Origin of the sequence: Sphingorhabdus rigui, from assembly GCF_014196595.1 — a bacterium.
Classification (GTDB): Bacteria; Pseudomonadota; Alphaproteobacteria; order Sphingomonadales; family Sphingomonadaceae; genus Sphingorhabdus_B; species Sphingorhabdus_B rigui.
In genome coordinates this window covers 413,344-435,192 of sequence record NZ_JACIEA010000001.1, presented here as the reverse complement: position 1 = coordinate 435,192, position 21,849 = coordinate 413,344, and the positions used below count along the sequence as shown (strand labels likewise).

The 21,849-nt window shown below is 53.8% G+C and carries 15 protein-coding genes and 1 tRNA gene; 11 read left to right on the top strand and 5 right to left on the bottom strand.

From position 1 onward, the window contains the following. Positions 1-66: 66 nt before the first annotated feature. Genes GGR91_RS02055 through GGR91_RS02045 form a run of 3 tightly spaced genes read left to right on the top strand, consistent with a single transcriptional unit; the run spans position 67 to position 2,857 of the window. Complete coding sequence (locus GGR91_RS02055) at positions 67-1,989, top strand: M61 family metallopeptidase (protein WP_246337017.1); 1,923 nt, start codon at positions 67-69, stop codon at positions 1,987-1,989. Positions 1,990-2,012: 23 nt separating this feature from the next. Next, the gene (ppa, locus tag GGR91_RS02050; protein ID WP_183939561.1) at positions 2,013-2,549 is read left to right on the top strand and encodes an inorganic diphosphatase; all 537 of its coding nucleotides are present in this window, start codon (positions 2,013-2,015) and stop codon (positions 2,547-2,549) included. Next, positions 2,546-2,857, top strand: coding sequence for a hypothetical protein (locus tag GGR91_RS02045; protein WP_183939558.1), 312 nt, complete (start codon positions 2,546-2,548; stop codon positions 2,855-2,857). The genes ppa and GGR91_RS02045 overlap by 4 nt, the downstream gene beginning before the upstream one ends. 52 nt (positions 2,858-2,909) lie before the next feature. Here the strand turns inward: GGR91_RS02045 and sppA are convergent, their stop codons facing one another. Together sppA and GGR91_RS02035 are read right to left on the bottom strand one after the other, a co-directional pair. After that, entirely contained in the window at positions 2,910-4,784 is a 1,875-nt protein-coding gene (gene sppA / locus GGR91_RS02040) for a signal peptide peptidase SppA (RefSeq protein WP_183939555.1), read from the bottom strand. 433 nt (positions 4,785-5,217) lie between these two features. Continuing rightward, positions 5,218-5,745: a hypothetical protein gene (locus tag GGR91_RS02035; protein ID WP_183939553.1), complete on the bottom strand. Its 528-nt coding sequence runs from the start codon at positions 5,743-5,745 to the stop codon at positions 5,218-5,220. Positions 5,746-5,794: 49 nt separating this feature from the next. Here GGR91_RS02035 and GGR91_RS02030 point away from each other — a divergent pair, with 49 nt between their 5' ends. Then, positions 5,795-6,535, top strand: coding sequence for a TlyA family RNA methyltransferase (locus GGR91_RS02030; RefSeq protein ID WP_183939551.1), 741 nt, complete (start codon positions 5,795-5,797; stop codon positions 6,533-6,535). A gap of 132 nt (positions 6,536-6,667) precedes the next feature. Here the strand turns inward: GGR91_RS02030 and GGR91_RS02025 are convergent, their stop codons facing one another. The 3 genes from GGR91_RS02025 to GGR91_RS02015 all read right to left on the bottom strand — a co-directional run bounded on the left by GGR91_RS02025 (position 6,668) and on the right by GGR91_RS02015 (position 11,398). After that, complete coding sequence (locus GGR91_RS02025; protein WP_183941511.1) at positions 6,668-8,428, bottom strand: AMP-dependent synthetase/ligase; 1,761 nt, start codon at positions 8,426-8,428, stop codon at positions 6,668-6,670. A gap of 145 nt (positions 8,429-8,573) precedes the next feature. Continuing rightward, the gene (ggt, locus tag GGR91_RS02020; RefSeq protein ID WP_183939549.1) at positions 8,574-10,316 is read right to left on the bottom strand and encodes a gamma-glutamyltransferase; all 1,743 of its coding nucleotides are present in this window, start codon (positions 10,314-10,316) and stop codon (positions 8,574-8,576) included. A gap of 44 nt (positions 10,317-10,360) precedes the next feature. Then, complete coding sequence (locus GGR91_RS02015) at positions 10,361-11,398, bottom strand: quinone-dependent dihydroorotate dehydrogenase (protein WP_183941510.1); 1,038 nt, start codon at positions 11,396-11,398, stop codon at positions 10,361-10,363. Between the two features lie 529 nt (positions 11,399-11,927). On the opposite strand from GGR91_RS02015, the gene GGR91_RS02010 reads away from it, so the two are divergent. From GGR91_RS02010 to GGR91_RS01980, 7 genes are all read left to right on the top strand, one after another. Then, a tRNA-Thr gene (locus tag GGR91_RS02010) sits at positions 11,928-12,002 on the top strand. Between the two features lie 436 nt (positions 12,003-12,438). Further along, the gene (locus GGR91_RS02005) at positions 12,439-13,458 is read left to right on the top strand and encodes a glycosyltransferase (protein ID WP_183939547.1); all 1,020 of its coding nucleotides are present in this window, start codon (positions 12,439-12,441) and stop codon (positions 13,456-13,458) included. Beyond that, the gene (locus GGR91_RS02000) at positions 13,451-14,140 is read left to right on the top strand and encodes a class I SAM-dependent methyltransferase (protein ID WP_183939545.1); all 690 of its coding nucleotides are present in this window, start codon (positions 13,451-13,453) and stop codon (positions 14,138-14,140) included. Before GGR91_RS02005 ends, GGR91_RS02000 begins: the two co-directional genes overlap by 8 nt. Positions 14,141-14,151: 11 nt before the next feature. Beyond that, positions 14,152-16,083: a GtrA family protein gene (locus GGR91_RS01995; protein ID WP_183939542.1), complete on the top strand. Its 1,932-nt coding sequence runs from the start codon at positions 14,152-14,154 to the stop codon at positions 16,081-16,083. Between the two features lie 636 nt (positions 16,084-16,719). Then, positions 16,720-18,054 (top strand): MFS transporter, encoded by a 1,335-nt coding sequence (locus tag GGR91_RS01990; RefSeq protein WP_183939540.1) that lies wholly within the window; start codon positions 16,720-16,722, stop codon positions 18,052-18,054. 72 nt (positions 18,055-18,126) lie between these two features. Beyond that, complete coding sequence (locus GGR91_RS01985; RefSeq protein WP_246337016.1) at positions 18,127-19,152, top strand: LacI family DNA-binding transcriptional regulator; 1,026 nt, start codon at positions 18,127-18,129, stop codon at positions 19,150-19,152. A gap of 255 nt (positions 19,153-19,407) precedes the next feature. Continuing rightward, on the top strand, positions 19,408-21,843 hold the full coding sequence (locus GGR91_RS01980) for a TonB-dependent receptor domain-containing protein (protein ID WP_246337015.1): 2,436 nt from the start codon (positions 19,408-19,410) through the stop codon (positions 21,841-21,843). Positions 21,844-21,849 lie beyond the last annotated feature (6 nt).

The following is a 21,849-nucleotide window of genomic DNA, read 5'->3' as shown; positions in this document are numbered from 1 at the left end:
TGTTAGTGGAATAGGGCTGGACGCGCCAATCGGCTTTCGCCAAAAGTCTGGCCCATGAATCCACGCATGTTGTCGCGCGCTATCGCCGCATTCGCCCTTTCTGCCAGTCTCGTTTCTGCAGCCTCTGCGCAAAACAGTGCGCCGCAGCCAGTGCCTATCGTCTCGAACATCCCCGAGCCGCAAGACCGCCCCTTGTCGGCGCCAATGATCTTGTCTGTGGACGCAACCGATATTGATCGTGCTATTTTCCAAGTGCGTCAGGTCATTCCTGTAGAAAAAGGCAAGCCGCTCATCCTGCTTTACCCGCAGTGGCTGCCCGGCAAGCATGGCCCACGGGGTGCACTGGCCGAAATGACAGGGCTGATGATCCGTGCAGGCGGGCAAACGCTGCGTTGGACCCGCGACCCGGTTCAGGTTTACGCCTTTCATGTCGATGTGCCTGCCGAAACATCGTCCGTCGATGTAGAATTCCAATTCACAGCGCCTGTCCGCGAAAGCGAAGGCCGCATCAACGTCACGCCCAATATGATGAACATCCAATGGGAACAGGTGGCCCTGTACCCCGCGGGACATTTTACCCGCGCTATTCAGGTAAAGCCGTCGATTACGCTGCCTGAAGGCTGGACGGGCGTGGCGGCGCTTGATGGCGCAAAGATTACCGGCAACCGCATTGATTACGGCGTGACGAGTTTTGAAACCTTGGTCGACAGCCCGATGTTCGCGGGGCCGAATTACAAAAAATGGGATCTGGGCAATAACGTCACGCTGAATGTGTGGGCCGACGACGCCAAATATTTGGCTGCGAAGCCAGAGCACATCGCTGCACATCGCGCATTGGTGGATGAATCGCTCCTGCTTTTTGGTTCAAAGCATTTTGATCGCTATGAATTTCTGCTCGGGCTGACGGAAGAGCTCGGCGGAATTGGGCTTGAACATCATCGCAGCTCTGAAAATACGCGCGAGACTGACTATTTCATCGAATGGGATGACAATATGTCCGAACGCGGCCTGTTGCCGCACGAATTCACGCACAGCTGGAACGGCAAGTTCCGTCGTCCTGATACGATGTGGACGCCGGATTATTCCACCCCAATGCGCGACAATTTGTTGTGGGTGTATGAAGGGCAGACCAGCTTTTGGGATCTGGTGCTTGGCGCGCGCTCGGGTCTGCAGTCGAAAGAGATGGTACTTGGCGAATTGGCGAAACATGCCGGCTTTTATGCAGAGCAGCCCGGCCGCACATGGCGTTCGGTGGAAGATACCACGCATGATCCGATTTTTGGCGCACGCAAAGCCAAGCCATTCGCGAGCCAGGCACGCGGCGAAGATTATTATAATGAAGGCACTTTGGTCTGGCTCGACGCGGACATGACCATCCGCACGCTGTCAAAGGGTAAGAAATCACTTGATGATTTCGCCAAGGCTTTCTTTGGCGTGCGCAACGCCGATTGGGGCGTGCTCACTTATAATTTTGATGAGATTGTCCGCACGCTGAATGCTGTGCAGCCTTATGATTGGGCGACGTTTCTGGATACCAAATTGCGCCAACCGGGTCAGCCCGCACCGCTGAACGGTTTTGAATTGGGCGGGTACAAACTTGTCTGGAAAGAAGAGCCCAACATCTTCGACAAAGAATTGATGAAGGAAGGCAACAACTTCAACCTCACGCACTCGCTGGGGCTGACGTTGGATAAAGAAGGCCGCGTCACGTCGGTATTATGGAACGGTCCTGCTTTTAAGGCCAATATTGTCAACGGCACCAAAATCATTGCGGTCAACGGCTATGCTTACTCCAAAGACGGCCTGAGTGCCGCAATCAAGGCTGCAAAGGGTGGGGAAAAGCCCGTCCGCCTTATATTGGAACGCAACAAACGTTTTGAGCAAATAGACATCGCCTATTCAGGCGGCTTGCGCTATCCGCACCTCGAAGCCACGGGCAAGGGCGAAACGGCGATCGATCGTTTGCTCAGTCCGCGGCGGACCAACTAATAACAATTTGAAAGCATTCTCCCATGCGTATTGATTTGATTCCAGCAGGCGACAATGTGCCTGAAAGCCTGAACGTGCTGATCGAGGTTCCCATTGGCGGTGAACCTGTAAAGTATGAATTCGACAAGGCTTCTGGTGCTCTTTTCGTAGACCGTTTCCTGCACACACCCATGCGTTACCCCGCCAATTATGGCTTTGTTCCACATACGCTGGGTGAAGATGGCGACCCGTTGGACGCACTTGTCGTCGCGCGCTCGCCTATCGTCGCCGGTGCGGTAGTCAAATGCCGCCCGATTGGCGTGTTGATGATGGAAGACGATGCTGGCGGTGACGAAAAATTGCTCTGCGTGCCGGTCAATAAGACATTCCCTTATTATTCGGACGTTGTGACGTACAAGGATATGCCACCAATCGTGCTGCAACAGATCGAACATTTCTTCACCCATTATAAAGATCTGGAGCCCGGCAAATGGGCCAAGTTGAATGGCTGGGGTGATGAAAATGACGCCAAGCGTATCATTATGGAATGCGTCGAACGGGCGAAGGAACATGGTATATGAAACCGGCAGCGCTAGTCACATTGGTTGCACTAGCGCTCTCGGCATGTGCCACCCCTGAAACACGCGTAAAAACCGCGCTGATGGATGCCGGTCTCTCCCAACCGATTGCAGCATGCATGGCTGACCGGATGGTCGACCGGCTTTCACTGGTGCAATTGAATAAGCTGAGCGGCCTTAAAAAGCTGCGCGGTCAGGACATGCGCAAGATTACCGTCGAGGACTTTCTGAAGCGCACACGTTCGCTGCAAGACCCCGAAATACTCGGCGTCGTAAGCTCGTCCGGCCTTATTTGTGCGGTTAAGGCGTAAACAGCCCAAGTGATAATTGTCATCCCGAACATGGGTTCGGGATGACACATTTTTAGCTTAAGGCCTTCATCAACATCGCGAACCAGCCGGTATCGGCCTTTGCCGTCGCGGGTGCGCCAAAATCCACACATTCAAGGCACTTGGCCTGCGCGCCACGCACACCCGTCAGCATATTCAAATCTGCCGAAATCCGTTGGAACAGCAACTGCTGCTGCCACGATGCTTGCGCAAAAATGTCCATCGGCGCTGCAGCCTGCGCCCGCTTTGGCATCAGGCCACTGATCAACGTGCCTGCGAAGCTCGCTGGTGGTTCAATATATTCGGCATGCCATCCATCGGGTTTCAATCCGGCACGCTTTACGGCTTCCGCAAGCGCCTCATGCATACCACCGGTCCTGTCGACGAGGCCGAGCTGGCGGGCCGTACCACCTGCCCATACACGCCCCTGCGCAACAGCATCGACTTGTTCAGGCGTTTTCTTGCGCGCCGTTGCGACGCGCGTCAGGAACTGGCGATAGCCGTTCTCAATGGCGCTTTGGGCCACGCGGTCAAATTCGGGGCTAAAGCCATTCAAGATATCAGGTTCGCCCGACAATGGCGTCGTCTTCACGCCGTCCGCATTCACGCCGATTTTCGCAAGGCCAGCCTCAGCGCTTGGAATGACGCCGAAAATACCAATGGATCCGGTAATTGTGGCAGGATCGGCAAAAATAACATCGGCAGGAAGCGATATCCAATAACCCCCGCTTGCGGCCAAATTCGCCATAGAAACGATGACCGGAATCTTTTTCGCCTTCGCCGCTTCAATGGCGAGACGGATTTTTTCCGATGCGGTGACGGAACCGCCCGGCGAATCCACGCGGACCACCAACGCTTTCAAATCCTTGTTGTCGAGCGCATCGTAAATGAGACCGCTGACGGTGTCGCCCGCTGCGGTTCCGGGACCACCCTCTCCATCAACGATGGTTCCCGCAATGGTCACAACGCCAATCTGTGCACCCGCAGTTGCGGGGCCGTAGCTCGCAAGTAACGCGCCCATTGGTGTGTGGGCAAAGCCACCGGTCGTTTTCTTATCGTCCGCGCCAACCTTTCCGGCGATGAATTTCCCGAATGCGATACGGTCACCAAGCTTGTCGACCAGACGAGAAGACAGCGCCAATTGCCCCAGATCACCTTTGGCGGACTCCACCGCACCGGCCGGGTCGGTCAACATACGGTCCAGCTGCGCCTGAGGGCGCGCCTTTGCTACGCCCGCTTTCCACTGGCCCCAGACTTCATCATAAACCCCCTTGATCGCCATTTTGGATTCAGGGGACTGCTCGGTGCGCATATAGGGTTCAACGGCGCTCTTGAACGTTCCGACGCGGTAGATGTTGGCCTTCACCCCAAGCTGATCGAGCAAGCCTTTATAATAAGGCTGTGATCCGCCGGGTCCCGTAATCATTGCGCCGCCCAGCGGGTCCATCCAGATTTGCGTGGCATGGGCCGCCAGTTGATAGCTGTCGTCCGTATAGGCCGTGGCAAAGGCATAGACAGGCTTGCCCGCCTTTTTCACCGCCTCAAGGCTGTTGCCGATTGCTGCAAGGCTCGCCTGTCCGCCGCCCATGAACCGTTCCATGTCGACAACGACCAGTTTCACCCGCGTATCTTTTTCCGCGAGCTTGAGCGCGCGAACGACATCGCGTTGGCGAATTTCACCGGTTGGCATGGACGAGGATGTGAGCGCTGTCAGCGGGTCAACTTCTGCAGGCTGTTCGGAAATAACACCATCAAGTTTCAGCAACAACGCACCATCGCGCACGACCGCCGGATTGGGGCTGGCGTTCAGAAGCGCGAATATCGCGAGGAAGAAGAACAACAGGAAAACGAGCACGAGCAGGTCTTTCAACCCGACCAATATCTTCCAGCTGACGCGCAGAAACTGCATAATGTCTTGTCCCTTTTTACCTTTTTTCGAATGTAAGCATTCGAACGCCGTTTGCCACTGCTGTTCGACAAAAAGATATTGCACGCTGACAAGACTGCGAAACAGAAAAGGGCCGCTGGAATGATCCAACGGCCCTTAAACATGGGTCAGCGGTCGGATGTGCCGCTGCCGGAAGTTGCTTTCATGCCGTGACCGGCATCGCCGATATCATCGGCGGCCGATCTCCCGAACGGAATTCCCCGACCTCTTAACTGAACCATGAGACATCGGATCACCTCCTTTCGTTGAATGGAAATTGCTTGCTTCAAACATATATTTGCCCTCCGCAGGACCGAAGTTGAATCAAACGGGTCGCTTAAACAAGTCTTGTAATAAATTATTTTTCGGGCAAATATTGGGGTTCCGCGCCGCGATATGTGACGTCGTCTAATGGCTATTTGCGGCAATCTTCGACAATGCGTGCAATCTCTGCCCATGCGGGCAAAATGATCGGCGGATGTCCGTCCGTTTCCAATAATATCCGCCCGCGGCTAAACGCCATCGCGTCCAATATCCCGTCCATCGGCATGATTTCACTTGCCAGATAGACGGGCATTCCGCCGGTCGGCTTGGCCGCAAATTCCTTCATGGACGAAGATGTCCGAATGACGATGCGTTGCCCGGGTGCCGTCGCCACACGTGACACATATATGCGCCGATTTTGCAGGTCGCAGCGCAGGGTGACGACTGCATTTTGGCCAGTCGGTCCAAATACAGCAATTGATCCGCGATCATCGCGCCGATACACCCAATCGCCTGCAGAAAAAGGCCAGTCATTCCAATCCGCCGACAGACGCGGCGTTGGCGCAGGCGTGGTGGCGACCGGTGGCGGCACGGGTGCCGCCGGCGGCGCTGGCGGCGGCGGCGCAACGCAGGATGCGAGCAGCAGCATTGCAATGAGGGTCAGGTTACGGATCTGCATGACTTTGTCTTATGGCCAAATCGCATCTGCTCCGCTAGCGCGTTGCGACATGGCGACCAAAAAAACACGACTAGACCAATTGATCGTTGATCGCGGCCTTGCCGAAAGCAAGACGCGCGCGCAGGCATTGGTCATGGCGGGCCATGTCTATATCGGTGATGCCAAGGCACTAAAGCCAGGGCAGCAAATCGCCGAAGATACCGAAATCAGTGTGAAGGGCAGCGATCATCCGTGGGTCTCGCGCGGCGGCATTAAACTTGCCCATGCCCTTCATGAATTTGCCATCGATGTAACCGGCATGGTTGCCATTGATGTGGGTTCATCAACGGGCGGCTTTACCGACGTGATGCTGACGCAAGGGGCAACGCGCGTTTTCGCCGTCGATAGCGGCACGAACCAGCTCGCGTGGAAACTGCGGCAAGACCCCCGCGTCGTGGTTCATGAACAGACAAGCGCGCGCATATTGACCGACGTGCATATCACCGAACCCGTTGACCTTATCGTTTGTGACGCAAGCTTCATCGGTCTCGCCAAAGTGCTAGATCGGCCTTTGACCTTTGCCAAAAGCGGTGCGCAATTGATCGCCCTTATCAAACCACAATTTGAGGCTGGCCGTGAAGAAGTTGGCAAAGGCGGCGTCGTGCGGGACCCTGAAGTCCATGAACGCGTTTGCAACGAGGTACAGCAGTGGTTGGTCGAAAAAAACTGGACGATACGCGGTTTGACCACCAGCCCGATTACAGGACCGCAAGGCAATGTCGAATTTCTTATTTGGGCGCAAAATATGTAGCGCCCCACCGGGGAGCAGTCATATGAAAATCCGTTCCATAGAAACGCGCATCAAAACCCAATCCCGGATCCGTTCCGAGGTGAGTGCATGGTTGGACGCAAAATAAGCAAACCGACACAATGTCGCGACGCTTCAGTCCTTGTAAAGGCCATTAACGCGCGCGGCGTAACGTTCGCGGATGACATGGCGCCGAATTTTCATGCTCGGTGTCATTTCGCCATTTTCTATTGAGAAAGGCTCGTCAGCAAATTCAAACTGGCGGACCTTTTCGGTTACCGACACATCGGCGTTGACGCGGTCAACCGCAGCGCGAACCGCAGTTCGAAACTGAGGATTTGCCTGCAAGGCATTGAAATCATATTTCATATCTTGCGCACGCGCCCATTCGAGCGCCCATTCGGGATCTGGAACGATAAGGCCAACGATGTAAGGCCGCTTGTCCCCTGAAACCATCGCCTGCAAAATTTCAGGCTGAAGCGTGAGCATGCCCTCAATCTTTTGCGGCGCGATGTTGTCGCCCTTGTCGTTGACGATCAGGTCCTTTTTCCGGTCAGTGATGGCGATGCGTCCGCGATCATCGATGTGCCCGATGTCGCCGGTGTGTAGCCAACCATCCTTGATAACCCGGTCGGTCTCCGCCTTGTTCCGCCAATAGCCCTTCATCACCAAGGGACCACGGACAAGGATCTCGCCATCTTCGGCAATCTTGACCTCTGTGTTCTTCAGCGGCGGACCGACGGTATCCATCTTGATGCCCGCTTTGGGCCGGTTGCAGCTGATGACGGGGCCAGACTCGGTCTGCCCGTAACCTTGCAGCAAGGTAATGCCCAAGGATTGGAAAAACACGCCAATGTCGGGATTGAGCGGCGCACCGCCCGATACCATGGCCTTCATCCGGCCACCAAAGCGCCCCTGGATTTTGGGCTTAATCGTCCGCGATAAAATCAACCGCATCGGCGCATCGGAAAGCCGCTTACGCCCCGAATAGTCCCGTTCGCCGATGGTCAGGGCTTTATCGAGCAAGTAGCTTGGAACCTTACCCTGCTTCTCGACGGCCTTGATCATTCTTTGGCGCAGGACTTCAAACAATCTGGGAACGACCACCATCACGGTCGGCCGTGTTTCCTCAATATTGGATGCAAGCTTTTCCAGCCCTTCCGCATAATAGATTTGCGCGCCAACGCCGATGGGCAGGAACTGACCACCGCTATGCTCATAAGCATGCGAGAGCGGCAAAAATGACAGGAAGACTTCTTCTTCGTCCAGCCCAAAATCTTCGCGCAGCACTTCGGCGGCGCCGTCGGCATTATGCAATATCGCGCCATGATGCTGCATCACGCCACGCGGCGCACCGCCGGTACCGCTGGTGTAAATGATGCACGCCAAATCGTCGCGCGTTACTGCGGCCATAGCGGCCTCAGCAGCCCGTACATCGGCATCATTGCCCTGAACCATGTCGGACCATTGGTGCATCGACAACTGGCCATGCTGCACCGCTGGCTGCGGCTCCATAGCGATAATGAATTCCGCTTGCGACGACCGCAGCGCCGCCGGCATCAGGGTCTTGGCAAGCTTTGCGGTCGAGACAATCACCGCGCGCGCGGCGCTGTCATCGAGAATATGCTGATGGTCGCGTTCGGTATTGGTGACGTAGGTCGGCACGGTCACGCATCCAGCCGCCATGATGCCCAGATCGGCGATACACCATTCGGGCCGATTTTCCGACACGAGCATGACCCGGTCGCCCTTTTCCAACCCAAGCTGGCGCAGCGATTTGGCAAAGCCAGCAACCTGGCGCGCGACCTCAGCCCAGCTTAAGGATTGCCACGTACCATCATGTTTTGCCCATAAAAATGGTGCGTCACCGCGATACCGCGCGCGCGCAAAAAACATGGTGACGAGGTTGGGAAAGCTGTCAAAATCGTCGAACTGCTCGGCGGCCACTTATTCTCTCCTAAGGAACATCTTGCGGTCCATTATGGGACTCTAAAAAATTACGCTAGCGCGCCAATGCGTTAGGCGCAACGTGCCGTTAGCGTTAACCGACATCCTCGGTCGGTGCCTCATCAACCAATCGCGGCACGGTTACTTTCACCTTACCCTTGGCGTCGATGGTGGACGATGTCCCCTCGCTGCGTGGATCGGAAGCCCCTGTCCAGCTATTGCCGACAAGCTGCGCGCCGTTAACTTTTGAACCCAGATCGACAGGGCGAACCGGTTGTCCAAATTTGCTGAGCCCATCAGACATCGCCGAAAGCATGGTATTTTGTTCAACCTCAAGACCGCCACTGCCAAAAAAGATATTTGGCAGCGCAATCGCTTGATCAAGCGGAAGGCCAAAGTCGATGACGCCAATCAGCGTCTTGGTCACATGCATGATGATGCGTTTTCCGCCTGCTGAACCCAATGCAAGAACCGCCCGGCCATCACGATCAAACACAATCGTGGGGGACATGGACGACAATGGCCGTTTTCCGCCCATCACGCGGTTGGCCACTGGCGCGCCATTCTTTTCGGGTGAAAAGGTGAAGTCGGTCAATTCGTTGTTCAAGAAAAAGCCGCCCGCGACCAGCTGGCTGCCAAACGGCCCCTCAATCGTCGATGTCATATTGGCGATATTGCCGCTGCGATCGACTGCGGTGAAATGCGTTGTACCGGCAACTTCGCTTGAAATGGCCGCCGTGCGCGGCATCGCGCCGGGCGGGTTCCCTGCCGGATAGTCCGTGCGCGCCTTTTCAGGGTCAATGAGCGCGGAACGCTCTTTTATATATTCGGGGTTCAAAAGCCCTGCGACCGGCACATTTACAAACGCATCATCCGCCAGATATTTTTCGCGGTCGGCATAGGCCAGCTGCATCGCCTGACCAATCAGGTGCCAGCTTTGGGGGCTGTTTTTGCCGGATGCTGCCAAGTCAAACCGCTGCAACGTGCCCAATATTTGCAACACTGTTGTCGCGCCTGATGAAGGCGGGGCCATGCCGCACACCACATAGACGCGGTACGGCGCGCAAACAGCTTGCTGTTCCTTTGCGCGATATTGCGCAAGGTCCGTCATGGTCATGTCGCCGGGGCTAAGCTTGCTCGTCGTAACCGCACTTACAATCTGGTTGGCGATGGGGCCGGTGTAAAATGCATTGGGTCCCTTTTTCGCCAGCAACTTCATGGTCGCGGCAAGTTCAGGATTCTTAAGCGTCATACCTGCGGTCACGGGCGCGCCGTTGCGCCAATAAATCGCACGCGCAGCATCAAAGTTAGACCAAAGCGGCTGAATGCCCTTCAGCCGTGATTCAAGCGTCTTGTTGACGATGAACCCTTTGTCGGCAAGGCGGATGGCGGGCTTGAAAATCTTCGCCCAAGACAGCTTGCCCCATTTGCGGTGGGTTTCCGCCATAAGCTGAACATTGCCGGGAACGCCCACGGAACGTCCGCCCTGAAAGGCCTCAAGGAAGCCGAGCGCTTTACCGTCTGGTCCGACAAAACGATCGGGTGTCGCCGCGGCTGGCGCCGTCTCGCGCCCGTTGATTGTCGACAATACGCCCTTTGCGCTGTCCTGATACAAAAGGAAGCCGCCGCCACCAATGCCGCTTGATTGCGGTTCAACGACGGTCAGCGCCAACATCATGGCCATCGCCGCATCGGCAGCGGAACCACCCTGACGCAACATTTCCATCCCCGCTTCGGTAACACGGGGGTCGGCCGATGATGTGACGCCGACATTTTCGGCAAAAACCGGTTGAGCGGCAAGGACGAGTGCGCTGATCGCGAAGGACAATTTTTTCATGCTCGATACCTAGCCCCGTTTACACGGCAATGCCAAGTCCGGATTTACGCGTCAGCCCCCACGGCGTCGGAGATATTGGCAAACCCGTCGCGCTGCAAAAGTTTCAGCAATTGCCGGTTGATATTAAGCGCCAGTCCGGGGCCGTGATACACAAGCGCACTGTAAATTTGCACCAAAGATGCGCCCGCACGGATGCGCGCATAGGCATCTTCGGCAGAGGCAATGCCGCCGACACCAATCAAGCCCAGCTTGCCACCGCTCGCCGTGCGAAAATCGATGAGGCGTTGTTGCGCAAGATCTCGCAACGGTGCGCCCGACAGGCCACCGGTTTCGCCTGCATGTTTCGATTGCAGGTCTGGCCGCGAAATGGTGGTGTTCGATACGATCAAGGCCGCAACACCGCGCGCCATCGCGACGTGAACAATATCGTCAATGTCGGCGGGTTGCAGATCCGGCGCGACTTTCAGGAAGACCGGCGTTGCCCGCGACCGCGCCGCCATAACCTGCGCCAACAGATCATCCAGCGCAGCCTTGTCCTGCAGCGCACGTAGCCCGGGCGTATTGGGTGAGCTGATGTTGACGGTCAAATAATCGGCCAGAGGCTCCATATTGCGCACACCGATGACATAATCGGCAATGCGGTCAGCGCTGTCTTTATTGGCGCCGATATTGATGCCCAGCGGCCCCGCCAATGCCGTGTCCGGAATATTCTGCAGTCGCGCGATAGCCGCCGCTTGGCCTTCATTGTTGAAACCCATGCGGTTGATGACCGCTGCGTCCTCGACCAGCCGAAACAAGCGCGGTTTTGGGTTACCCGCCTGCGGCAACGGCGTTAACGTGCCGACCTCGGTAAACCCAAAGCCAAGGCGCATGATCTCAACGGGTACTTCGGCATTTTTGTCATAGCCCGGCGCCAGGCCAACGGGATTTGCAAAGCGCAGCCCGGCAAAGCTTTGCTGCAAAGCCGCCTCCTGCGTTCCCATAGACGGGATCGGCAGCATTTTCAGCGCCGTAAGCGACATATTGTGTGCGGTTTCGGCATCTGCCTGAAACAAAAAGGGGCGTGCAAGTCGGTAAAACATTGCGGTGCTATTCACGAGTCGCGCGCAAGGTGCAACGGCAGGATTACGTTCATAAAGCTGACCAAGAACATTTTGGCCGCAAATGTTGGAATTTTATGGGGTGATGATGATTCCGTCCAATCCGATTTTGCCAAACTTCTGCATTATGCCAGCGCGACCCGAGAGCTCCGTCGTTGAAAAACAGGAGGTCTTTTCCTTTTAGACCCGCTTCACAGCGGGTCTTTTTTTGTCGCTATCAATCGCAGTTATTTCACGGCAGCCATCGCCCCGGATCTGCCGTTCGGCGGTTATGCCTTCGGAGCGTCCGGTTCTTGGTTTTGCGGCTTTGCTTTACGACGGCGCAGATTCGCACGCAGGGCTTCGCGCAACCGTTCGGCCTTAATCCGCTCTTTGTCTTGCGCGTCTTTTGCCAAGTGCCTTCTCCGATCCATCCTGCCTGTTCACGCACCCGATGCCAAATCGCCCGCAAAGGCGCAAGCCGCTTGACAACTGCCCCGTCCCTTCGCATAGGGCCGCACCTTCGGTGTATGCTGCTGTAGCTCAGTGGTAGAGCGCGTCATTGGTAATGACGAGGTCGGGAGTTCAATCCTCCCCAGCAGCACCATGGCTTATCCCCTAAAGTTAATCCGCCTCTTACGGGAGTGCAACACGTAGCCAGCTGTGGGGCTTCAAAGGAATTTGATCGGGCTTGCTCAACTGGGATCGCGGCTAAGTGCCTTGAAAATCGCCACCCGCACATAGGACGAACGAGCGACCTTATACTATCCGAAAAGCGAAGCGCATTTTCCATGGCTGAACGTAACACGTCAAAGTCAACAATCCGTCCAAGTTTCTTCAGCGGATTGCCGTTTAGTTACAGCCGCTTCAGATGATAGACGAATACAAGCAGGCTTGCTTACTTGATCACGGCCTTCCATCGGGCGACGGATACACATTACGTATAAAATTAGCAGAGTTAACGGAAGGTATGCGATTATCAAACAGCGTTAACAAATTTTTAAACGGGCACGGTTAGGTATTCCTGCAAAGGAGTGTGTGCATTGGGTCGACATCAGATTAAACATACGCCCGCTGTCTCGGTTGTTATTCCATGCTTTAACGAACAAGAAAATATAACCACCCTTGTTGAGCGCGTGGAAGCAGCTTGTATGCAGTTCGCTTCAAACAGTTTTGAAATTGTTTTGGTCAATGATGGATCGAAAGATCATACTTGGTCCATGATTGCAGGAATTGCAGGCAATTCTCAGCATGTAGTGGGGGTTAATCTAGCACGCAATTATGGTCATCAACTCGCGCTTAGCGCCGGATTGCAAATATGCCGTGGAGATATAGTCATGGTAATGGATGCTGATTTGCAAGATCCGCCAGAATTATTGGGTCCGATGCTCAGCAAAATGCAAGAAGGGTATGATGTCGTATACGGTCAGCGACTTAGCCGAGCCGGGGAAACAGTACTCAAGCGCGCATCTGCGAACATCTTTTACCGCATACTCGGGAAGCTAGTTGACATTCAAATACCGTGCGACACTGGCGATTTCAGACTTATGAGCAGGCGTGTGGTCGAAGAACTTAATGCCATGCCGGAACGCTATCGTTTCATCAGGGGCATGGTGAGCTGGGTGGGCTTCGCGCAAGCCGCCTTTCCTTATGAACGGGACGCCCGCCATGCTGGAAAAAGCAACTACCCGCTCAAAAAAATGATTTCTTTTGCCGTGGATGCGGTGACGAGTTTTTCTACCATTCCTTTACGCCTAACTGCACATCTTGGTTTGATAGCAGGATTGTTTGGTCTGTTGACGCTGGGGTGGGTGGTTATTTCATATTTCACCGGACAGACAGTCGGCGGCTGGGCCAGTATCGCAGCTCTAGTGTTAATTCTAGGAAGTTTGCAGCTGCTAATGCTGGGTATTTTTGGCGAATATCTTGGTCGCATGTACATGGAAGCAAAGCATCGGCCTCTGTTCATTATACAAGAAGTCCGCTCCTGCCAGATTGGGGTTGAGCGAGAGAATCCCGTTCACCTAATCCAACAACGCATTAGGAGAATGGTAAATGGGTGAGGTGGAATTCGATGCGGTAGCTTCTGAATATAAAGCGCAACATGCTCGCTCCGTTCGCCTGAGCGGTGACGATGTAGGATATTTTGCAAAATACAAAATTGAAGATGTACGCAAGATAGCAGATAGGCGGCAATTGAAGGTGCGTCGCATCATGGATTTTGGCGCTGGCATCGGCAATTCGCTAAAACCACTACGCACGAATTTTCCAGAAGCCCATATCACTTGTCTGGATGTTTCGCCGCGTTCGCTAGATCTATGTAGGAATGAATTATCCACGCGAGTAGACTTTTGCAATTATGATGGCGAACATATTCCAGATGAGCTTGGCAATTATGATTTGATATTCACCTCCTGTGTGTTTCACCATATCCCTGCAGAACAGCAAGTTGCGCTGCTTTCTCAAATTCGCAAACGCTTGAACGTAGACGGTATTTTTATACTATTTGAGCATAATCCCTGGAATCCGCTCACCGTGCACGCGGTCAATAATTGTCCCTTTGACAAAAATGCCGTGCTAATCAGCGCGACGGAGATGCGGCGGCGACTGCTTGCGGCAGGTTTTACCAACATAAGCAAAAATTACCGCATGTTTTTCCCTGGATATCTTAGAGCGCTGAGGGTCTTGGAGCCTGCGCTTGTTCGAATTCCTTTTGGCGCTCAATATTCATTAACTGCAAATTAACTGTCACTACAATGACTGCTTTAAAATTTGGCTTGGTTGGATTCTTAAACACGGCGATCGGTTATACTATCATCGTTGCAGCCCTAGCCATGGGCTTCAATGATTACGCTGCAAACGCCCTTGGCTACGGCTTTGGAATGGTAATGTCCTATAGCTTGAATCGTTATTGGACCTTCTCCTGCAAAAACCAGCGCTCATTTCGCGAAATCATCGCTTATTTGTGCGTCTTTAGTGTCGCCTATTTGGCTAATCTCCTTGTCCTGACATCCCTCCGTGTCATCGGCTTCGTAGATCAACCTGTTGCCCATCTTTTAGGATTGGCAGTTTACTCCGTATTATTTTATCTGCTGTCCCGTAGCGTCGTTTTCGGCAACGGCGGATATGACACTATGTCAGATCAGCCTTTATTCCAGCACCGACAAAGAGCCAACGTAATGCCGTTGCGGGGCAACGCTTCCATGCCGGTGAATGGGAACCTATTCTTCGCATTGGCCGTAATCGCAAATTTTACGATTCTACTTTTATTTGCCGGCCTGGCGCATCCAATTGTTATTTGGGATGAAGGCCGAATAATCATCAATGCAATGGAGATGCGGCAAAGTGGGCTTAGTCTCGTCACAACATATAATTTTGAACCCGATCTCTGGAATACCAAACCGCCGCTACTCGTCTGGCTAATGACGGGTGCCATGGCGCTGCTGGGTCCAACGGAGTTTGCGCCTCGGTTACCGTCGCTCATAAGCTCGCTCGGAACAATCCTTCTTGTCATGCTCTTCCTCCGCAGAATTACCGGCTCGGTAGCGATAGCGACATTTGGCGGGCTAGTGCTTGCGATGAGCGGTGGGTTTTTTGGAGAACACGGCGCACGGACGGGCGATTATGACGCACTGCTCGTCTTCTTTACCACTGGCTACCTGATGCTATTATTCTTTGCCCTGCACCGGCAACGAGCGCCAATAAGCTGGGTGTTGCTTGCTGCATTTTTGGGAGCGGCTGCCTTGATGACCAAGGGCGTCGCCGGCGGCGCGCCAATTGTGGGTGTTTTTTTATACATCGTGATAACAAGACGTTGGCGTCGTTTGTTTACCCATCCTTGTTATTTGGTTGCCGGACTACTGGCACTTGCGCCGCTGGTCGCTTTCTTATTTCTGCGCGAACAGGTGGCACCGGGGTATCTGAACGCGACAATTTTTAACGACGTTACTGGCCGCTTCAGTGAAGCGTTAGACAATCATTCAGGGCCACCGTGGTATTATCTCGTGTCTACATTCGTCAACGGCAGGTTCAGCCTTGGTACGTCAGTTTTACTTGCACCATTTGCACTTCCTATCGCAAACCGCAGAACACGGTTTGCGTTGATCTATGCTCTGTGCATCGCCCTCGGGATGCTTCTCATCGTATCGATCACTGCAACGAAGCTCCAACACTATTACCTTCCGGCCTATCCATTTCTTGCAATATCCGCAGCGCTCGCTGTGCATGCTTGCCTCATCCACTTGCAGACTCACGTGGCAACAGGCACGGTTTCTCCTCGCCGCGCCTTAATAATTCGCATCGCTCCGATAATAATGCTCTTAATAGCTATGGGGCAGTCCGTGCACCTTCGTATAAATATACTCGACCCTTATTTAGATTATCCGCGCGCAAGTTATGGACGCCTTCTCAACTCCCTAAAAGCGCAGAACGCGCCAATATTGGTTTTAGACAAAGGCACAAGTATCTCCATTGATCCCCATTATTCGCCTGAGTTGCGGTTCCATGTTATGGTCGCCCAGGAAAATGGGCGTAATGTTAAACAGACTAGCGACGTCCGCCAGTTGGCGTCAGTATCGCCCAACACTATCGTGGCTACTTGTGACCAATCGCTCATCTCCGTTGTGCAAGCGCAATTTCCCAAGCTGCTGCTAAAATCAAATGGCTGCGTGGCGCGCAGAAAGATATAAAAAGGGTATAACACTTCGGCTCACACATCATTGCAGCAAAGCAGTTAATGGGCACAGGCCCATGCAAATTTACACAAGTTTCAAGCGAAGCTCTGCGCTGCGAAGCAGAGAGTTTCACCGTCTACGCTGGAACAGTTAAGAGTTGCCAACGAGTATTGTGCTCGCCGATCATATTGTGACAACGATGGTTGAGTGTCAGAATTCTATATGTTCCAGCCGGTCTTCCCTTGCTTTGGTAATGACGAGGTCGGGAGTTCAATTCTCCCCAGCAGCACCAGAAAGTCCTCAACATCTTCAGTAATCACAGACTATCGTCTTAGGGTAATATTTCTCGCTTTATTTCCGTAACTTATGACGGATGGTTTGGGCGGCTTCACGCGAGAGGCGCTTGATATGGCATCTATCTCACGAAAAAGCCCCTGAGTTCTCCGGGGCCTGAAATTTTGTAGCCAAAGGCCACGCGGCCAGACTGCCAATCGACAGCTATCCATTTATTCACGCACAGAAGCATTATGTTTGTTCCCAACTGAAAATTGGAAAATTCGCAGCCACTTAAACATGCTGCAAACGATTGCATGGCTTCGCAAACTATGCAAATATCTTGTCCATAGATCAGAATTTAGGGGAGGATATCACATGCAAATCGCTGGCAAACCGCGATTATCGCTCCTGAGAATCATCGAGATGAACGTTGGCTTTTTTGGTCTGCAGTTCAGTTTCGGTCTGCAACAGGCCAATATGGGCCCAATATATGGTTTCCTCGGGGCGGATGAGGCGACGATGCCATTGCTTTGGCTCGCGGGGCCGATGACGGGCCTTATCATTCAACCCATTGTTGGGGCGATGAGTGACCGGACCAACTCGCGTTATGGCCGCCGGACGCCCTATTTCCTCATTGGTGCGATCCTGTGCAGCATCTGCCTGTTTCTGATGCCGTACAGTGCGGCCCTCTGGATGGCGGCGTCGCTGCTCTGGATATTGGATGCCGGCAATAATATTACGATGGAACCCTATCGGGCCTATGTCGCCGACCGATTAGCGCCGGAACAACGCGCCGTGGGTTTCCTGACCCAAAGCGCCTTTACCGGATTGGCGCAAACGCTATCCTATCTTGCGCCCACGTTACTGACATCGTTCGTCGCCAAAGATGTGCTCGACGATAACGGCATTCCGGTCATTGTCCGCATCGCTTTCATTATCGGCGCGATCCTGTCTATTTCGACGATTATTTGGTCATTCTGGCGTGTGCCCGAGCTGCCTTTGACCGACGCGGAAAAAGCGGCCATCCATGCCAAGCCGATGACGGTGAAGGCAACGATGATGGAAATCGTGGACGCTATCCGCGATATGCCAAAGCCGATGCGGCAATTGGCTGTCGCTATGTTGTGCCAATGGTATGCGATGTTCGCGTATTGGCAATATATCAGCTTTGCCGTGGGCCGTTCGATTTATGACACGAGCGATCCAACCAGCGCCGCCTTTCGCGACGCGACGCTCACCGCGCAGCAGGCCGGGGCTTTGTATAATTTCATCGCCTTTTTGGGCGCATTGCTGTTGATACCCATTGTTGCGCGATTGGGCGCGCGCCTGACGCATGCCATGTGTTTGGCAGCATCGGGCATCGCCATGTTGCTGTTGCCGGGAGCTGATACGCATGCGGCGCTTTTTGTGCTGATGATCGGTATCGGGATCGGCTGGGCCGGAATGATGGGCAATACCTATGTCATGCTGGCCGATTGCATTCCGGCGGATCGAACCGGAATTTATATGGGCATTTTCAACATGTTCATCGTGATACCAATGTTGATCCAGTCGCTCACAATGCCATTGATCTATCGCCCGTTACTCGGTGGAGATCCGCGCAATGTGTTATTATTGGGTGGCGTACTGATGATAATGGGGGCGGCGGCCACATTGTTCATCAAGGCAGGCAATCGGGCACCGGTTGAAAGAAAGTCCTTTGGCGGGTAAGGATGCAGGAAGGGGTTCTTTGCCATGATGCAAAAGAGCGGTTCAGCGAGTTTTCGCACGATAAAAGGGTGAATGAAGCGGATGGCTAATCAGGGCCGGATGACAATGAGTGGCCTTGCGAAATTGTCTGGCGTTGACATTTCCACGGTTTCCCGCGCGCTGAATGACAGCCCGTTGGTCAATGGTAAAACCAAAGACCATATCCTGAAGCTTGCGCATGAAACCGGCTATGCGATCAACGCCCGGGCGCGCAATCTGCGCAAGCAATCCAGCCAGACATTGGGTATCGTGATCCCCGTTTATCCGGGTTCTCAACAAAATCTCTCCGATCCATTCTTTCTGGAAATGATCGCTGCTGTGTCACAGGCCGCGGCAAAATTTGATTATGACCTCATCATCAACCTGCCCAACAGCCCGTCGGAAATTGCCGAGCGGCGCTTATTATTGTCCGGAAAAGCCGATGGCTTGATTGTTATCGGCCAAGCCGGACGCATTGAAAGATTGCGTTCTTTGGGTGATGCCGCCGACCGTGTTGTGGTGTGGGGCGGCATGATCGAGGCGGCCGATTATACGCTGGTCGGCAGCGATAATTTCGAGGGCGGACGACTTGTCGGAGAGCATCTCAAGAATATCGGCCGTCACAGGGTCGTGTTCCTGGGGGACATAGACCTTCCCGAGGTCGAGTTGCGGTACAATGGCTTGATGTCCGTTTGGAAGGGTGACGGCGCTGACGCTTCCGTGATGCATGTACGATCGTCCTTTGACGGGCATGAAGCCTATCGTCAAATGCTGGCTTTATGTGAAGGTGCGGAAAGCTTTGATGCTGTTTTTGCGGCATCCGACGTGTTGGCCATTGCCGCAATCCATGCTTTGCAGTCCAAAGGCCTTCGCGTACCCGAAGATGTAGCTGTTGTGGGGTATGACAATATCGGACAGGCGGCCATGATTTCTCCCGGCTTGACCACCATTGATCAGAACATCAAATTGGGCGGCGAAATTTTGGTCAATACGCTTGTCGACAAGATTGCGGGCAATCCTGTCCGCGCCACCTTGACGCCCACAAAGCTTGTGATTCGCGGCAGCACGGTCGGCGGTTAATTTCAAAACCACGGGCATCCAGCGACGCCCGTAGGATGCGATTTTCCTTCTCTCCACAACATCACATAAAACTCTGTAATATAAAGAATATTTTCACATTAATTCATCCATTGGTGATTTTTGCAATCGGTTGTATTTTGCTATTGCAATCGTTTGTTTTTAAGCATATCGATAAGGAACAATGTGAATAATTGTGCCAGAACGAATGGCAAATTAGGGAGGATATCTTAGATGAAGTTGATCCATCGCGTCTTGATGACATCAGTGGCTACCACAGCCTTTTTTAGCGCGAGTGCCTATGCACAAACCGCGCAACCCGAGGAAGTCGCGGCAGAAAATGATGCCATTGTTGTCACCGGCGTGATTTCGTCCGCGGGCCAAAACAAAATCGACACCTCGATTTCCGTTTCATCCTTGAGCGCTGATACCATCGCAGACAGCAATCCAACCAACCTTGCAGAAGTTTTCCGTCAGCTGCCGGGTATCCGTTCAGAGAGCTCGTCGGGTGGTGGTAACTCCAACATCAACGTGCGCGGTATTCCGATCTCAACCGGCGGCGCGAAATTCCTGTCGCTTCAAGAAGACGGCCTGCCCATCCTGCTGTTTGGCGATCATCTTTTTGCGCCAGCCGATGGTTTCTATAAGTCAGACACGACCTTGGCGCGCGTGGAATCGGTTCGTGGCGGCACGGCCTCGACGCTCACCACCAACGGCCCAGGCGGTATCATCAACCTGATCGGCAAGACCGGCAAAAGTGGCGGCGGCTCGCTTGGCTTCGGCATTGGCCTCGATCATAGCGATTATCGTGTTGACGCCGAATATGGGGCGAACATCGCAGACGACCTGTATTTCCACGTCGGCGGTCACTTCCAACAGGGTGGTGACTATCGCAACTCCGGATATGATCCTGTTTCGGGTGGCCAAATTCGCTTGAGCGTGACCAAAGAATTTGACGCTGGCTATGTCCGGTTGACGGGTAAAGTCATCGACAAGAAAGAGCAGGCCTATTTCCCGCAGCTCGTTTCGCGCACGGGGGATGCGACCAGCGGCGTCGTTGGCACCAGCCTTGGCAATTTCAGCGCGGCCAACCATAGCCTTTACAGCAATCTGACCCGCAATGGTCTGGCCGTAAACGGACGCAACCAGTTGGAGCCTTATGATACCGCTGACGGTCTGCATCATAAAGTGAAGTCCATTGGTCTTGAGACCAATTTTGATCTTGGTGGCGGTATCGAATTGTCGACCAAGTCGCGCTATCAGGATATCTCGGGTCAGTTTCTGGGCTTTTTTAGCTATGGCGCTTTGAACGCGGCTTCGCTTGCGGGTTCGACCTATTTCAACGGACCACGCGCAGGCACGGCTGTGACATCGTCAAATCTGCCCAACGGCTTTGCAACCGAAGTAGCTGTGTTTGACGTCAACCTCGACGATCTGAGCAACTTTGCAAATGACGCCCGTCTGTCGAAGACCTTTGAAATGGGCGGTTCGACCGTTGATGTCGCAGTTGGGCATTTCTTCATGCACCAAAATTTCAAGCAGGACTGGCATTGGACGCGCCTTGTTACGACGACCGAAAATGATGCTGCGTTGATCAATGTTCCTGGATCGATCAATGGCATTGCCGGCGTTAACCAAGCCTTTGGTTGGGACGGTTCGAACCGTAATTATGATCTTGAGGCGCAAGTCAGCTCGCCTTTTGCGGCGTTGGCTGTGAAAACGGGCGATCTGAGCGTCGATGCCAGCGTTCGTTATGACAATATGCGCCAGAATGGCATCAGAACATCCGGCGCAGGTGCACCGTTTGACGTCAATGGCGATGGACGGATCACAGGGTCTGAAGCAACGGTTTCGCTGAACACCGGTGTCGCCGATGCGCGGGCGGATCTCACTGCGAACAACCTCGCATGGTCGTTGGGTGCCAATTATCTGCTTGGCGACAACTTCTCGATCTTTGGCCGGGCATCCAGCGGTGCATCCTTCAACTTTGATCGCGCCTTGGATTTCGGTGTGCGCGACACAAGCGGTGCCTTATTGGCTGGCGCAGAAGGCGCGTATGTCGACAAGGTCGACCAGTATGAAATCGGCTTTAAAGCGCAAGATCTCGAATTGGGTAACGGCAAGCTGGATGTTTACGGGACATTGTTCCTGTCGACGACAGAGGAATCGAATATCACGATCACACCACCAACCGGCCAGATCCGCAAATATGACGCCAAGGGCCTTGAGCTCGAGGCTTTCTATAAGAACGGCATATTCGATCTGTACGCGACAGCGACCTATACCGATGCTGAAATCACCGACGCCCGCAATTCTGCAGGTGTAGCGAACAGCGCACTCATCGGGAACCAGCCACAGCGTCAGGCCCGCTTGATCTGGGCCGTAACGCCCAGCGTGAATTTGGATCAGGTCCGCCTTTCGGCAAGCTGGATTGGTACAGGCGACAGCTTTGCCAATGATGCGAACACGCTAACCCAAAAGGGATATTCGGTTGTGCATCTGACAGGTGCGGTGAACCTGACCGATAATCTGGAATTCTCGCTCAACGTGAACAACCTGTTCGACAAAGCGGGTATCACGGAATCTGCGAATGACGGACGTGAATCGCTCTTCGCGGGCGCGCCGAACACGGTAACCATCGGTCGTTCCATTCAGGGGCGCACCATGGCCGCGAATGTCCGCTTCAAATTCTAATTAAGA

What these genes read in the sequence shown, in the direction of transcription:
- GGR91_RS02055 (WP_246337017.1), top strand. Translation starts at nt 67, where the DNA reads ATGTTGTCGCGCGCTATCGCCGCATTCGCCCTTTCTGCCAGTCTCGTT.
- ppa (WP_183939561.1), top strand. Translation starts at nt 2,013, where the DNA reads ATGCGTATTGATTTGATTCCAGCAGGCGACAATGTGCCTGAAAGCCTG.
- GGR91_RS02045 (WP_183939558.1), top strand. Translation starts at nt 2,546, where the DNA reads ATGAAACCGGCAGCGCTAGTCACATTGGTTGCACTAGCGCTCTCGGCA.
- sppA (WP_183939555.1), bottom strand. Translation starts at nt 4,784, where the DNA reads ATGCAGTTTCTGCGCGTCAGCTGGAAGATATTGGTCGGGTTGAAAGAC.
- GGR91_RS02035 (WP_183939553.1), bottom strand. Translation starts at nt 5,745, where the DNA reads ATGCAGATCCGTAACCTGACCCTCATTGCAATGCTGCTGCTCGCATCC.
- GGR91_RS02030 (WP_183939551.1), top strand. Translation starts at nt 5,795, where the DNA reads ATGGCGACCAAAAAAACACGACTAGACCAATTGATCGTTGATCGCGGC.
- GGR91_RS02025 (WP_183941511.1), bottom strand. Translation starts at nt 8,428, where the DNA reads ATGTTTTTTGCGCGCGCGCGGTATCGCGGTGACGCACCATTTTTATGG.
- ggt (WP_183939549.1), bottom strand. Translation starts at nt 10,316, where the DNA reads ATGAAAAAATTGTCCTTCGCGATCAGCGCACTCGTCCTTGCCGCTCAA.
- GGR91_RS02015 (WP_183941510.1), bottom strand. Translation starts at nt 11,398, where the DNA reads ATGTTTTACCGACTTGCACGCCCCTTTTTGTTTCAGGCAGATGCCGAA.
- GGR91_RS02000 (WP_183939545.1), top strand. Translation starts at nt 13,451, where the DNA reads ATGGGTGAGGTGGAATTCGATGCGGTAGCTTCTGAATATAAAGCGCAA.
- GGR91_RS01995 (WP_183939542.1), top strand. Translation starts at nt 14,152, where the DNA reads ATGACTGCTTTAAAATTTGGCTTGGTTGGATTCTTAAACACGGCGATC.
- GGR91_RS01990 (WP_183939540.1), top strand. Translation starts at nt 16,720, where the DNA reads ATGCAAATCGCTGGCAAACCGCGATTATCGCTCCTGAGAATCATCGAG.
- GGR91_RS01985 (WP_246337016.1), top strand. Translation starts at nt 18,127, where the DNA reads ATGAAGCGGATGGCTAATCAGGGCCGGATGACAATGAGTGGCCTTGCG.
- GGR91_RS01980 (WP_246337015.1), top strand. Translation starts at nt 19,408, where the DNA reads ATGACATCAGTGGCTACCACAGCCTTTTTTAGCGCGAGTGCCTATGCA.